The organism is Streptomyces sp. HSS9-12, assembly GCF_054963655.1.
The window spans coordinates 64577-78745 of the sequence record NZ_JBUEGC010000028.1 but is presented as its reverse complement, the minus strand read 5'-3'; the positions used below and the strand labels follow the sequence as shown (position 1 = coordinate 78745).

Below are 14169 nucleotides of genomic sequence, written 5' to 3'. Positions count from 1 at the left end.
TCAGTGCGGTCCGGCGGGCTGGAACTCGGTGCCGCACGGGCCCGCGCCGCCGCTCTCGTCGAGGAGCACCCGCTCGCCGGACATCGAGATCGTCCGGTACCAGCTTCCGATGCGCTGCGTCGAACGCCCCACGTAGTGGCAGATGAAGGACCGCCGGAACCGGTCCCGCGACCGGTTGGGCCCCGAGCCGTGCACCAGGCTGCCATTGAAGAACAGCACGTCGCCCGGCGCCATGTCGACCGGCACCGGCTCCAGACCGGCGGGCGGCGGCACGTACTCCCGGGCGAAGGACACAGCCGGGTCGGCCTCCTCGGGGCAGTACAGGTCCATACGGTGCGTCCCCGGTACAACCTGGAGGCCGCCGTTGTCCCGGTCGATACGGTCGCACGCGACCCATGCCGCCACACAGGTGCCCGGCTCGGCCCGCAGATAGAAGTTGTCCTGGTGCAGAGCCTGGCCACGGGCCCCCGGAGGCTTGAAGTAGAACATGCTCTGCGCGGCGAGCACCTCCTCGCCGAGCAGCACCTCGAGGAGCGCCTTCAGCCGCGGGTCGAGCAGATACCGCAGTGCCCGCTCGTTCACCTCGTGCGGATGCATCACCCGGGGATAGGCGCGCAGCGGGTCGTACGGGCCGTCCGGCTCCTGCGGCCGGGGCTCGAAGTGCCCGGGGATCCGGCCCGCCCGTTGCAGGGCCATGAATGCGCCGCGCAGCCCGGCCATCTCCTCCGGTGTGAACAGACCTCGGACGATCGTGAAACCGTCCTCCTCGAATCGCCGCCGCTCAGCCTCCGGGTCGGCGGTTACGCTCCTGTGCGTGCTGGCCATGCCGCGCTCCTTCCGGCCGGCTGTGGTCCCGGATGTATCCCTGTCGACGTCAGGACGGGACCTGCTGAGGAGGGGATGCCCGTCGGTCCACCCGCGCACTCATGCAGACCCCCGGTTCGGGTCGTACCGCGATCGCTCCGGCAGGGCCTGCCGGGCCCGGACAGGGAGAGCCCCCGCGGCCCTGAGGTTGTTCAGGGGCCGGATGTCTGTCGTTCACTCCGCAGTTCGAGCCGTCGGCCCGCCGGATGAGGGTCCGTGCCTGCTGCCTTGACGGTCCCTTGGGCGCTCCCTATGGTCGCCGCAGGACAAGGGACGTCCTACGTCCTGTCGTTGGCACTCGAATGCGATGGAGCATCGGGAGGTCGGATGGCAGAAGGAGAGGCGGCGCCATCGGTGTCCGTGCCGTTCCGGGCCGGAACCGAGGGATACGCGAGCTTCCGTATCCCGGCCGCCGTGACCGCCGCCGACGGGACCGTACTCGCCTTCGCCGAGGGGCGCCGCGCCTCGCGGGAGGACTACGGCGACATCGACATCGTGCTCCGGCGGTCCCAGGACGGCGGGCGCACCTGGGGGCCGCTCACGGTGGTCGACAAGAACGGCCAGGACACGGCCGGCAACCCGGCACCGGTCGTTCTCGCGGGCGGCCGGATCCTCCTCCTCCACGTGCGCAGCGCGGCAGACGCGACCGAGCAGCGGATCCGCCGCGGGGAGGTCCCGGCCGCCCACGGCCGCCGCGTGTGGGTGCGGTACAGCGACGACCACGGCCAGACCTGGAGCAGCGCCCGGGAGATCACCAAGGCCGTGAAGAAGCCGGGCTGGCGCTGGTACGCCACCGGGCCCGGCCATGCCATCCGGTTACGGCAGGGCCCGCACGCCGGGAGGATCGTCGTCCCCGCCAACCACTCCGCGCCGCCCACCGGTTCCGACACCGGCGCCGAGGGCAAGTACGACGGCGGTCACGCCCTGCTCAGCGACGACAACGGCGCGACCTGGCGCATCGGCTACACCGACAGCAAGCCCAACGGTTACATCAACGCCAACGAGACTACCGCCGCCGAACTCCCGGGCGGGCGCCTGTACGTCAACTGCCGCAACGACTCCCCGGCGCCGGGCACCCGCGCCGACGCGTACTCGCGGGACGGCGGCGCGACCCTTGAGCGGCCCTTCCGCCCACAGGCCGGGCTGACCGGTCCCGTGGTCCAAGGCAGCGTCCTGCACCTGGGGGAGCCGGACGTCCTGCTGTTCTCCGGGCCCGCCGACCCCGGCTTCCGGGCGGTGATGACGATACGGGCCAGCCACGATCACGGCCAGACCTGGCGGACCGTGCACACCGTGGACGGCCTCCCCGCCGCCTATTCCGATCTCGTACGCGTCGACCCCTCCTGCGTCGGACTGCTCTACGAGACCGGTGATTTCAGTGCGTACACCACCATCACCTTCCGCAGGATCCCCGTGGAGGAACTGTCATGAGCGTGTATGGCCCGGACCGCCGTGCGGTCCTCGGCGGAGCGGCGGCCGTGGCCGCGGGCTTCGCCCTCGCCGGCTGCGGCAACTCGGATGACGACGGCGGCGGCGCGAAGCCCCCCGGGCGCAAGAAGGGGGAGAAGATCAGCCTTACCTTCTGGTCGTGGGTGCCGGGCATCGACAAACCCGTCGACCTGTGGAACAGCAAGAACCCCGAGGTGCAGATCAAGCTGGAGAAGGTCTCGGCCGTCAACGGCGCGCAGTACGCCAAGATGCACGCCGCCATCAAAGCCGGGAACCCGCCGGACCTCGGCCAGATCGAGTACCCCGTCGTTCCCAGCTTCCTGCTCGACAACGGCCTTCTCGACCTGACCACGTACGGCGCCGCCGATGTGAAGGGCAAGTTCGAGGGCTGGCAGTGGCAGCAGAGCGTCTTCGGCGACGGCGTCTACGCGATCCCGCAGGCATCCGGCCCGATGGGCCTGTTCGTCCGCCAGGACCTTTTCGACAAGTGGGGCGTTGAGCCGCCACAGACCTGGGACGACTACGAGGCCGCAGCCAAGGCGATCCGTAAGAAGGGTGCCTGGATCGAGACATTCTCGCCGACCAACGGCAACCGCTTCGCCGGGTATGCGTGGCAGGCCGGGGCCCGCTGGTTCGACACCCACGGCGACACCTGGGTGGTCAGCATCGACGACGAGCCGACCCAGCGCATCGCCGACTACTGGGAGTCGCTGGTCAGGCAGAAGCTGATCAAGACCATCCCGGACCGGCAGAACGCCTGGTACAAGGACATCCAGACCGGCGACATCGCTGCCTGGGTCGGCGCCAGCTGGGGCGACGCGCTGCTCGTCGGCAACGCGCCGCAGACGTCCGGCAAGTGGCGGGTCGCGCCGCTGCCGCAGTGGAAGAAGGGTGACAACGCCCAGGCCAACTGGGGCGGCTCCACGACCGCCGTCTTCCGGTCCACCAAGTACCCGAAGGACGCCATGGACTTCGCGGTCTGGCTGAACACCGATCCCGCCTCCATCAAGCTGCTGATCGACGGCGGCTACGGCTGGCCCAGCGCCAAGCAGGGCTGGTCGAACTCCGACATGGAGGGCCAGCGGGAGTTCTTCGGCGGGCAGCATTACAGCGAGGTGTTCCGGGAGGCCGGCAAGGCCGTCGACACCAGCTGGAAGTGGGGCCCGGCCATCGACACCCTCTACCAGCGGTTCGGCGACGCCTTCACCAGTGCCCTCGCCGATGGCGGCTCCTTCCGGGAGGTGCTGCGCACGGTCCAGCGGCAGACCATCGCCGACCTCAAGGGCAAGGGCCTGAAGGTTGAAGCCGGGTGAGCTCCTCCGCTCGCCCCGCACGGGTGAGCCGGGCCGCCACCCGCCTCACCCGTACCGAGGCCCGGAACGCCCGCGCGGCCGCCGGCTTTCTGCTGCCCTTCCTCGCGCTCTTCCTGCTCTGCTTCATCGCCCCCATCGGCTACGCCCTCTACGAGAGCCTGCTGAAGACCGAGCGGACCGGGCCGCTCGGCCTCGGGGGCGAGACGCGGGAGGTCTTCGCGGGCCTGGGCAACTACCTCCACGCGCTGGGGGACGAGGGCTTCACCTCCGGCTTCGGGCGGGTGCTGCTCTTCGGCGCGGTCCAGATCCCGCTGATGATCGTCCTCGCCACGGGGCTGGCGCTGCTGCTGGAGGCCGCGTCCGCCCGGTGGGTGGGCTTCTTCCGTACGGTGTTCTTCCTGCCGTACGGGGTGCCCGGCGTCATCGCCTCGATCCTGTGGGGCTTTCTGTATGTGCCGGGGATCAGCCCATTTGTGGAAATGGGCCGGTCGCTGGGGTGGGATGTGGACTTCCTGTCCCGCGGCAGCGTCCTGTGGTCCATCGCCAACATCGTCACCTGGCAGTACGCGGGCTACAACATGCTGGTCCTGGTCGCCCAGCTGAAGTCCGTACCCGGCGAGCTGTACGAAGCCGCGCGGATCGACGGCGCGAACGCCTGGCAGGTGGCCCGGCACATCAAACTGCCCCTCATCCGGCCCGCGCTCGTCCTCACGGCGGTCTTCAGCATCATCGGCACGCTCCAGCTCTTCGCCGAGCCGCTGGTGCTGCAGCCGCTGTCGGGTGCCATCGACTCCGGCTACACGCCCAACCTGCACGCCTACAACGAAGCGTTCAAAGGCAACAACCAGAACATCGCGGCGGCCGAGGCGGTGCTGCTCGCGCTGGTGGCGTGCGCGCTGTCCTTCGGCTTCCTGCGGCTGGTGGGCCGGCGCGGGAAGGACGGCGCATGACGCTCGTGTCGGAGGGGAAAGCCCCGGAACCCACAGGTGCGGCCGCGGCATCCGGAGCCACCGCACCGGGCGGGGCGCCGGGACCCGGCGGGCCCCCGCTGCCGTACCGGATCATCACGCTCTCACTGCTCGCCGTCGCCGCCGTCTACTTCCTGGTGCCCGTCTACTGGCTGGTCGTCTCGGCGACCAAGAGCAGCGGGGACCTCTTCGGGACCTTCGGCTTCTGGTTCGCTCACCCCCGGCCCCTCACGTACCTCGGGGACCTGCTGGCGTACGACGGCGGCATCTACGTCCGCTGGTTCGCCAACAGCGCGCTGTACGCCGGTGCCGGTGCCGTCGCCGCCACCCTGCTGTCCGCGACCGCCGGCTACGGGCTCGCGAAGTTCCGCTTCCCCGGCCGCGAGACCGTCTTCAACGTCGTCCTCGCCGGCGTGCTGATCCCCGGCACCGCCCTCGCCCTTCCGCTGTATCTGCTGTTCAGCGAGCTCGGGCTGGCCAACACCTACTGGGCGGTGCTGATCCCGAGCACCGTCAGTCCGTTCGGCGTCTACCTCTGCCGGATCTACGCGGCCGCGGCCGTCCCGGACTCGCTGCTGGAGGCGGCCCGCATCGACGGCGCGGGGGAGGCGCGGATCTTCGCCACGCTGGCGCTGCGGATGATGACGCCCGCCCTCGTCACTGTCTTCCTCTTCCAGTTCGTGCACATCTGGACAAACTTCTTCCTGCCGCTGGTGATGCTCTCCGACTCCGATCTCTATCCGATCCAGCTCGGCCTGACCGGGTGGCAGGGGTACGCCGACCGGCAGCCCGAGCTGTACCAGTACACGGTGGGCGGCGCCTTCCTGTCCGTACTGCCGCTGATGGTCCTGGTGGGCGTACTGCAGCGGTACTGGCGCACCGGCCTGACCGAGGGCAGCGTGAAGGCGTGAGACGAGGGTGCGGGCGGGGCGTGAAGCGCGCCACTGCTCCCTGGTACGGCGCCCCTGCGCCCCGCCTGGCAGGATCGCCCTATGACTTCCGCTGACGATGTGAAGAAGGCCCCCGCCAAGGACCCGTGGGACCTGCCCGACGTCTCCGGCCTGGTGGTCGGTGTACTCGGCGGCACCGGCGACCAGGGCCGCGGCCTCGCCTACCGGCTGGCCCGGGCCGGCCAGAAGGTGATCATCGGCTCGCGTGTGGCAGAGCGGGCGCAGACAGCCGCCTCCGAGCTGGGCCTCGACATCGAGGGTGCCGAGAACGCCGAGTGCGCCCGGCGCAGCGATGTCGTGATCGTCGCTGTGCCGTGGGAGGGCCACGCCAAGACCCTCGAGGCCCTGCGCGAGGACCTCGCGGGCAAGCTCGTGGTCGACTGCGTCAACCCGCTCGGCTTCGACAAGCAGGGCGCCTACGCGATCAAACCGGAGGAGGGCAGCGCGGCTGAGCAGGCCGCCGCGCTGCTCCCGGACTCCCGGGTCACGGCCGCCTTCCACCACCTGTCGGCCGTCCTGCTCCAGGACCCGGAGATCGACGAGATCGACACGGATGTGATGGTGCTGGGCGAGGCCCGTGCCGATACGGACATCGTGCAGGCGCTGGCCGCCCGTATCCCCGGTATGCGCGGGGTCTTCGCGGGCCGGCTGCGCAACGCCCACCAGGTGGAGGCGCTGGTGGCGAATCTGATCTCGGTGAACCGCCGCTACAAGGCCCACGCCGGCCTGCGGATCACCGACGTGTGAGGCACGCCCGCCGTCGCCCCGGTGCCCCGCGCCGGGGCGGACGCCCCGGCTACTGCCGGGCGCCGGCGGCCCGGTCGGCCTTGGCCTTGCGCACGTAGAACCAGGCCATGTTCGACGTCACGCCCGCCATCAGAATCCAGACAATTCCGAGCCAGCTGCCCTTGGCGAACGACACGGCCGCGGCGGCGACGGCGAGCACGCAGACGACGACGGCGAAGAGGGCGAGTCGCCGGGCCGGGCTGGACGGGAACAAGGCGGGCATGAGGGGTCGGCTCCTGTGCTTGCTGTGCTGACGACGGCTGTGCGGCCATTGTCCCCCACCCCCCGGCGGCAGCCGTCACGGGCCGAGCGGTGGGCCGTCATGGCCGAGTGGCGGACGTCACGGGCCGATCGGCGGCACGTCCGGCTCACCCTGCCAGAACCGGAAGTACTCCAGGCCCCAGTAGGTGTCCCACGTCGAGACGCCCAGGCCGCGCAGGATCGTGTGGACCACCTCGAAGAACGCCTGGGAGACCTCCGGCACCCCCCACATCAGGCCGAACACCGCCAGCAGCCCGAACGGCGCGTACGGCTCCACCTGGCGCCGTACGCGGTACGACAGCCAGGGCTCGATCACCCCGTAGCCGTCCAGACCCGGAACGGGCAGGAAGTTCAGGATCGCGGCCGTCACCTGCAGCAGCGCCAGGAAGGCGAGGGCGTACCGGAACGGGGCCGGGACGCCGTCCATCGCGCCCAGCCAGAAGGGCGCGGCCAGTGCCACCGCCAGCAGGGCGTTGGTCAGCGGCCCGGCCGCCGAGATCGCACTGTGCTTCCAGCGCCCCTTGATCCGCCCCCGCTCGATGAAGACCGCCCCGCCCGGCAGTCCGATCCCGCCCAGGATCATGAAGACGACCGGCAGCACGATGCTCAGCAGCGCGTGGGTGTAGCGCAGCGGGTTGAGCGTGAGATAGCCCTTCGCCCCGATGGTGATGTCGCCGCCGTGCAGCGCGGTGCGGGCGTGGGCGTACTCGTGCAGGCACAGCGAGACGATCCAGGCAGAGGTGACGAACAGGAACACCGCGAAGCCGGTGCTCGCGGCGGCACCTGTCCACACCGCCCAGGCGGCGACACTCATGATCGCGATCAGCCCGAGAAAGACGGGGCTGACCCGGCGGTCACTGGCGGTGGCTGCGGTGGCCATGGGCGGCGCTCCTGGAATGCGGACGAGGACGGGCGACGGATCCCGACCGTACAGGTGGCGCGGGGCGAACGTCTCGGGGCTTCCGCTTGGGGCCGGCCGATTGTCCGGCCGGGACAGGGGCGGTCGAGCAGAATGGGCCGGTGCGTTACGGCATCCTCGGCACCACGCAGGCCCATCGCGACGACGGCAGCCCCGTCGCGCTCGGCGGCGTACGGCTGCGCTCGCTGCTCACCGCGCTCGCGCTGCGGCCTGGGCGGGTACGGACCGCCGAGGCGCTGATCGACGAGGTCTGGGACGGCGGCCCGCCGGCCGACGGGACCGGCGCGCTCCAGGCCCTGGTCGGGCGGCTGCGGCGGGCCCTCGGGCACGCGGCCGTCGCCTCCGTGGACGGCGGCTACCGGCTGTGCGCGGAACCGGACGACGTCGACCTGCACCGCTTCGAGCGGCTCGTGGGCGAGGGGGAGCGGGCGCTCGCCGACGGCGACCCGGCCAAGGCGGCGGTGCTGCTGGGGGACGCGCTGGCGCTGTGGCGCGGCCCGGCGGTGGCCGACCTGCCGAACCGCGCGGCGGTGGCCGCGCGCGCCGAGGGCCGCCGGCTGGACGCGCGCCGGGCCGCGCTCGCGGCGGCACTCGAGCTGGGGCAGGCGGCTCAGGCGCTGCCCGAGCTGACCGAACTGTGCCGCGACCGCCCGCTGGACGAACCGCTGCAGGCCCTGCGGATCCGTGCGTTGCGGGACGTCGGCCGCCAGGCCGGTGCGCTGGCGGCGTACGAGGACGTCCGCCGGGCCATAGCCGGCCGCCTGGGAGCGGACCCCAGCCCGCAACTCCGCGCCCTCCACGCCGACTTGCTGACCTCGTCGCCCGTCCCGGGGCCCACCAGCCGCCCGGGCGGGGCGACGGCCCCCGGACCCGGCCCGGAGGCCCAGCGGTCCGCGGCCGACGCCCCCCGCCGTCCGGCGGCGGTCCCCTCGGACGCCGAGCTGTCACCTTCGGGTGACCGCCCATCCGCTCCACCCGCCGACCACGTTGCGGACCGCGGTCACCGGCCGACTGCGGGGGCCGTGCGGCAGGGCAATCTACGGGCGCGGCTTACGAGCTTCGTCGGGCGGGAGGGGGATCTCGCGGCGCTGCGGGGGGCTCTTGGCGGCGCCCGGCTTGTGACGCTCCTCGGCCCCGGCGGGGCCGGGAAGACGCGGCTCTCCCAGGAGGCCGCCGAGTCCGTGGCCGGCGCCTGGCCCGACGGCGTGTGGCTCGCCGAGCTCGCGCCCGTCGACGACCCGGACACGGTCCCGGAGGCGGTTCTCACCGCGCTCGGCGGGCGCGAGACCGTCATCCGCGGCAGCGCCGCCGAAGGGCTGCGCGCCGCCGCCGACCCGAGCGCCGCCGACGCGCTGCCGCGGCTCGCCGAGCACTGCGCGCACCGCCGGATGCTGCTGGTGCTCGACAACTGCGAGCACGTCATCGGTGCGGCCGCCGAGCTGGCCGAGTTCCTGCTCACCCGCTGCCCCGGCGTCACCGTGCTCGCCACCAGCCGGGAGCCGCTGGGCGTGCCGGGGGAGGTCGTACGGCCCGTGGAGCCGCTGCCCGATCCGGTAGCGCTGCGGCTCCTTGCCGACCGAGGCGCGGCCGCGCGGCCCGGGTTCCGTACGGAGGACGATCCCGAGGCCTGCGCCGAGATCTGCCGGCGCCTCGACGGGCTGCCGCTGGCCATCGAACTCGCCGCCGCCCGGCTCCGGTTGCTCACCCCGCGGCAGCTCGCCGACCGGCTCGACGACCGTTTTCGCCTGCTGACCAACGGGAGCAGGACCGTACTGCCGCGCCAGCAGACCCTGCGGGCCGTCGTGGACTGGTCCTGGGACCTGCTCGACGCCCCTGAACGCGCGGTCCTGCGCCGCCTCTCCGTCTTCGCGGGCGGCTGCGATCTCGCCGCCGCGGAAGCGGTCTGCGGTGACCCCGCCGGCACGGCTGTGCCCCGCGGCGGCGGGGTGCCGTACCCGGCGGCGCCCGGGCGGCGGGGCCTGCTCGCACCGGGGACCGACGGAGTCGGTCCCCGGGACGTCGCCGCGCTGCTCGGGTCCCTCGTCGACAAGTCGCTCGTCGTCGCCGAGCCCGCGGACGGCGGGGAGATGCGCTACCGGCTCCTGGAGACGGTCGGTGAGTACGCCGCCGAGCGGCTCGACGAGGTGGGGGAGCGGACCGCGGCCGAGCGCCGGCACCTCGTCCACTTCCGGGAGCTCGCCCGCACCGCCGATCCCCTTCTGCGCGGCCCCGCCCAGCGAACCTGGCTGGACCGGCTGGAGCGCGAGCACGACAACCTGCGCGCCGCCCTGCGCCGCGCCGTCGCCGCGCGCGATGAGCAGGAGGCGCTGTGCCTGGTGCTGGCCCTCGGCTGGTTCTGGCAGCTGCGGGACCACCGGACCGACGCCCGCACCTGGTCCCGTGCCGCCGCCGCGCTCGGGCCGGACCCGTTCTCCCCGCCCGTCCAGCCCGCGCCCTCGCTGTCCGTGCAGCCGACCGACACCCCGCCGCCCATGCCCCCCGACCTCCTCCAGGAGGCCCGGCGCCAGGTGCGGCTGGTCGAACTCGCCCACGCCGACCGTGACTTCGGAGCCCTGCAGGACCCGAAGGCGCAGGAGAGACTGCGCGGCATGGTCTCCGCCTACCGCCCCGGCCAGCCGCAGACGTGCCGCCCGCACACGCTGACCTGGATCTACGCCGTGGTGCTCACCGGGGACCTCGAGCGGCTGCTGGGAATCGTCGATGAGACGGTCCGGGCCTGCCGCGAATTCGGCCACCGCTGGGAGCTGGCCTTCGTGCTGCAGATCCGCGCCAAGGTCCTCAATGACCGGCCGGGCGGCGTGGCACAGGCCGGCAGGGACGCCGACGAGAGCCTGGAGATCTTCAGCGCCATCGGCGACCTGTGGGGCGTGGCGGAGGCGTTGTCCAGCCGCGGCGAAGCCCGCGAGTGGCGCGGTGAGTTCCGCCTGGCTGCGGAGGACTACCGCGAGGCGATCCGCTACGCCGAGCGGCTCGGGGCCTCCCACCAGATCCCGATGCTCCGCGCCCGGCTGGCGGGTGCGCTGGGGGAGATCGGGGAGGCCGACGAGGGCGAGCGGATCCTCCGTGAGGTGCTGACGGGGGATCAGGGGGCAAGCGGGGACGTCCTGCACTTCGCGCGGATCCAGATCGCCGTGTACCTGGGCCGTACCGGCCGTACGGCCGAGGCCCGGGAGCATCTCGGCCAGGTGCTCAAGGGCTTCGCCGGCCGCGCGCCGGGGATGTTCTCCGGCATGGTGCTGGGGATGCTCGGCTGGCTGGACGTCCTGGACGGGCGGCACGGTGACGCGCTGCCGAAGGTGCGTGAGGCGATGGCCAAGACCCAGGATCCGCTCGCGGGCATGTTCGTGCCGATGCTGCCGGTCATCCAGTTGCTGCTCGGCGCTCAGGCTCATGCCGCCTTCGGCGGCGAGGAATCGGCCACGACGGCGGCGCGGCTGCTCGGCGCGTACGACGGCCTTCTCCCGGCGCACTACCACCCACCGTTGGTCGAGCGGGAGGGCCGGGAGTTCGCGGAGTCGGCGGCACGGGCCGGCCTCGGCGACGCGGCGTACGAGCAGGCATATGCCGAAGGCGGCGGCCTCTCCCTGCCGGAGGCCGCCGCCCTCATCTGACCTGCGTCCGCGCCCGGTTCACGTCCGTTTGCGGAACTTCGCCACGGCCAGCGGCGCCGTCACCACCGTGATGCCCACCGCCCAGATCAGCGTGATCGTCACCGGATGGGCGACCGCGCCCTGGCCGTTCAGCAGGGCCCGCGCCCCATCCGCCAGCTGGGACAGCGGGTTGTACCTGGTGAAGGACTCCAGCCAGCCCGGCATCGTCCCCGGCGGAGCGAAGATCGACGAACCGAACTGCAGCGGCATGATCACCAGCATGCCCACTCCCTGCACCGCCTGCGGGGTCTTCAGCGAAAGCCCCAGCAGCATGAAGATCCAGGTCAGCGAGGAGCCGAAGACCAGCGCCAGCGCCGTCGCGCCGAGCAGTTCGAGCGGCCCGGTCTTCAGGTCGAAGCCGATGAGGAAGGCCACGGTCAGCAGGATGACGGTCGACACCAGCATCCGGCCGGTCTCCACGGTGAGCTTGGCGATCAGCACCGAGGAGCGGGCGATGGGCATGGTCCGGAAGCGGTCCATCACCCCTTTGTTGAAGTCGTCGTTGACGCCGGTGCCGACCGACATGGCGATGTTCAGCCCGCCCATGGCCATCAAACCGGGAATGACGTAGTTGACGTAGACGTCCCGGTCGCCGCCGAGGCTGCCGCCCACCGCGCCGCCGAAGACGTACACGAACAGCAGCGTGAAGATGATCGGCATCATCACGGCATCGAACATCGACTCGGGGTCCTGCTTGATCTGCAGGGCGTTACGGCGCACCAGCGCGCCGATGTGCCGCAGGGTCGCCCGCAGCCCGATCCGGCCCTCGCCGGGAAGGGGCGGCGCGGTCCCCGTCAGTGTGGCCGTGCTCATGCCATGACCTCCTCGAGCCGGGTGTCGGTGTGCCGGGCGTCCAGAGCCAGGGAGGTCTTCTGGCCGGTGAGGGCCAGGAACACCTCGTCCAGGCTGGGGAGATGGGTGTCGATGCCGGCGATGGGGAAGCCGCGCTCGGCCAGCAGGCCGATCACCGCGGTCAGTTGCTCGTCGCTGACGATGGGGACATTGACCAGGCCCTCCGCCATATCCGCGGTGGCGCCCGCGATGCCGTCGAGACCGGCCTGGGCGATGGCGCCGACCATGCGGTGCAGTTCACCGGGATCGGCCTCAGCGGCCGGCTGGGGGCGGATCTGCAGGGTGCGGCCGCCGACCTTCGCCTTGAGCTCGTTGACCTTGCCCTCGGCGATGACCTTGCCGCGGTCGATGACCGTCAGCTCGCTCGCCAACTGCTCGGCCTCCTCCATGTACTGGGTGGTGAGCAGTACGGTCGAACCTTCGGCGACCATCCGCTTGACCTCGTCCCACACCTCGTTGCGGGTGCGCGGGTCAAGGCCGGTCGTCGGCTCGTCCAGATACAGGACCGACGGCCGGCCGATCATGGAGGCGGCCAGGTCGAGACGGCGCCGCATGCCGCCGGAGTACTGCATCACGGGCCGCCCCGCGGCCTCGGTCAGCGAGAACCGCTCCAGCATCTCATCCGCCCGGCCGCGGGCATCCCGGCGGGAGAGATCGAGCAGCCGCCCGATCATGTAGAGGTTCTCCCGGCCGGAGAGCTTCTCGTCGACCGAGGCGTACTGGCCGGTCAGACCGATGGTGCGGCGCAGCTGCCGAGGCTGCCCGACCACGTCGTATCCGGCCACGGTGGCCGTGCCGGCGTCCGGCACCAGGAGGGTGGACAGGCAGCGTACGAGGGTGGTCTTGCCGGCGCCGTTGGGGCCGAGGACGCCGAGCACGGTCCCTTCGGGCACGTCGAGGTCCACACCGTCCACGGCCCTGGTGGAGCCGAAGTGCTTGACGAGCCCCCGTACTTCGACGGCGTTGCGGCCGCCGGAGTTGTTGTCGATTCGCGTCATGCCCTCAACGTGGCAGGCGCCGCCGACAGAGCACCGACAGACGACCGACAGCCCGCCGACAGGGGGAGATCGGCGGGCTGTCGGCGTCGGATGGTCTAGTGGAAGCTGTGCTCCGCGGCCGGGTACGCGGCGCCGACGACGTCCTCGGCGAAGGCCTGTGCGGCGCCGCTGAGGACCTCGCGCAGCCGGGCGTACTGCTTGACGAAGCGCGGTACCCGCCCGCTCGTCATGCCCGCCATGTCCGTCCACACCAGCACCTGCGCGTCGCAGTCCGGGCCCGCGCCGATGCCGACGGTCGGGATGTGCAGCGAGCGTGTGACCTCGGCGGCCAGCTCGGCCGGGACGAGTTCCAGGACGACCGCGAAGGCGCCCGCGTCCTGCACCGCCTTGGCGTCCCGCAGCAGCTGCTGCGCCGCCTCCTCACCGCGGCCCTGGACGGGGTAGCCGCCGTAGGCGTTGACGGACTGCGGGGTGAGCCCCACATGCGCCATCACCGGGATGCCCGACTGGACGAGCAGCTCGATCTGGTGGGCGGAGCGCTCGCCGCCCTCCAGCTTCACAGCGCCGACCCCGGCGTCCTTCACCAGCCGGGTGGCGTTGCGCAGCGCCTGGACCGCGCCCTCCTGGTACGAGCCGAAGGGCAGGTCGCCGACGATCAGTGCGCGCTTGGTGCCGCGGACGACCGCGGCCGAGAGCAGGGTGACCTCGTCCATCGTGACCGGGACGGTGGACTCGTAGCCGAGGTGACAGTTGCCCATGGAGTCGCCGACCAGCAGGACGGGGATGCCGGCCTCGTCGAAGACGGAGGCGGTCATGGCGTCGTAGGCCGTGAGCATGGGCCACTTCTCGCCGCGGTGCTTGGCGGCGGCGATGTCGCGAACGGTGATGCGCCGGGTGCCCGTACCGCCGTACAGCGCCTTGCTGCTGTCGGGGGATGACTTCTGGGCAGACGAAACGTGCGTCATGGCAACGGCTCCTTCGTCATCTCGAGGCGCCCTGACGGCGTCCCCGGACCAGCTCCATGGTGACACCTGCCGTCCACTCGCGAAAAGGGGGCGGTTTCCGCCGAGACGTACGTCGGGACTTGGGTGAAGTATCCCGATACGAGACGGTCTCGTATTGAAAATACGGGTACCTG

Annotated in this window: 12 protein-coding genes; 6 read left to right on the top strand and 6 right to left on the bottom strand. The window is 71.8% G+C overall.

The annotated features are described in order from the left end of the window. Complete coding sequence (locus tag ACY34J_RS16885; RefSeq protein WP_462727325.1) at window positions 1-825, bottom strand: phytanoyl-CoA dioxygenase family protein; 825 nt, start codon at window positions 823-825, stop codon at window positions 1-3. Window positions 826-1191: 366 nt separating this feature from the next. Between ACY34J_RS16885 and ACY34J_RS16880 the strand changes: the two genes are divergently transcribed. From ACY34J_RS16880 to npdG, 5 genes are all read left to right on the top strand, one after another. Beyond that, window positions 1192-2295: a sialidase family protein gene (locus ACY34J_RS16880; protein WP_462727324.1), complete on the top strand. Its 1104-nt coding sequence runs from the start codon at window positions 1192-1194 to the stop codon at window positions 2293-2295. After that, window positions 2292-3626: an ABC transporter substrate-binding protein gene (locus ACY34J_RS16875; RefSeq protein ID WP_462727323.1), complete on the top strand. Its 1335-nt coding sequence runs from the start codon at window positions 2292-2294 to the stop codon at window positions 3624-3626. The genes ACY34J_RS16880 and ACY34J_RS16875 overlap by 4 nt, the downstream gene beginning before the upstream one ends. Then, window positions 3623-4576, top strand: coding sequence for a carbohydrate ABC transporter permease (locus tag ACY34J_RS16870; RefSeq protein WP_462727322.1), 954 nt, complete (start codon window positions 3623-3625; stop codon window positions 4574-4576). The genes ACY34J_RS16875 and ACY34J_RS16870 overlap by 4 nt, the downstream gene beginning before the upstream one ends. Beyond that, window positions 4573-5505, top strand: a complete 933-nt coding sequence (locus ACY34J_RS16865) for a carbohydrate ABC transporter permease (protein ID WP_462727321.1) — start codon at window positions 4573-4575, stop codon at window positions 5503-5505. Before ACY34J_RS16870 ends, ACY34J_RS16865 begins: the two co-directional genes overlap by 4 nt. Window positions 5506-5586: 81 nt before the next feature. Beyond that, window positions 5587-6291, top strand: a complete 705-nt coding sequence (npdG, locus tag ACY34J_RS16860) for an NADPH-dependent F420 reductase (protein WP_462727320.1) — start codon at window positions 5587-5589, stop codon at window positions 6289-6291. A 49-nt stretch (window positions 6292-6340) separates the two neighbouring features. On the opposite strand, the gene ACY34J_RS16855 is transcribed toward npdG, so the two are convergent. Further along, window positions 6341-6553 carry a hypothetical protein gene (locus tag ACY34J_RS16855; protein WP_462727319.1) on the bottom strand — a complete coding sequence of 71 codons (213 nt, stop codon included), beginning with the start codon at window positions 6551-6553 and terminating at the stop codon, window positions 6341-6343. A gap of 117 nt (window positions 6554-6670) precedes the next feature. After that, the gene (locus ACY34J_RS16850; protein ID WP_462727318.1) at window positions 6671-7471 is read right to left on the bottom strand and encodes a site-2 protease family protein; all 801 of its coding nucleotides are present in this window, start codon (window positions 7469-7471) and stop codon (window positions 6671-6673) included. 140 nt (window positions 7472-7611) lie between these two features. Here ACY34J_RS16850 and ACY34J_RS16845 point away from each other — a divergent pair, with 140 nt between their 5' ends. Beyond that, complete coding sequence (locus tag ACY34J_RS16845) at window positions 7612-11142, top strand: AfsR/SARP family transcriptional regulator (RefSeq protein WP_462727317.1); 3531 nt, start codon at window positions 7612-7614, stop codon at window positions 11140-11142. A gap of 18 nt (window positions 11143-11160) precedes the next feature. Here the strand turns inward: ACY34J_RS16845 and ACY34J_RS16840 are convergent, their stop codons facing one another. The 3 genes from ACY34J_RS16840 to panB form a co-directional block, all read right to left on the bottom strand. Beyond that, complete coding sequence (locus tag ACY34J_RS16840; RefSeq protein WP_462727316.1) at window positions 11161-11994, bottom strand: ABC transporter permease; 834 nt, start codon at window positions 11992-11994, stop codon at window positions 11161-11163. Beyond that, window positions 11991-13031, bottom strand: a complete 1041-nt coding sequence (locus ACY34J_RS16835) for an ATP-binding cassette domain-containing protein (protein ID WP_462727315.1) — start codon at window positions 13029-13031, stop codon at window positions 11991-11993. Before ACY34J_RS16835 ends, ACY34J_RS16840 begins: the two co-directional genes overlap by 4 nt. Before the next feature lie 95 nt (window positions 13032-13126). Next, window positions 13127-13996 (bottom strand): 3-methyl-2-oxobutanoate hydroxymethyltransferase, encoded by an 870-nt coding sequence (panB, locus tag ACY34J_RS16830; protein WP_462727314.1) that lies wholly within the window; start codon window positions 13994-13996, stop codon window positions 13127-13129. Window positions 13997-14169 lie beyond the last annotated feature (173 nt).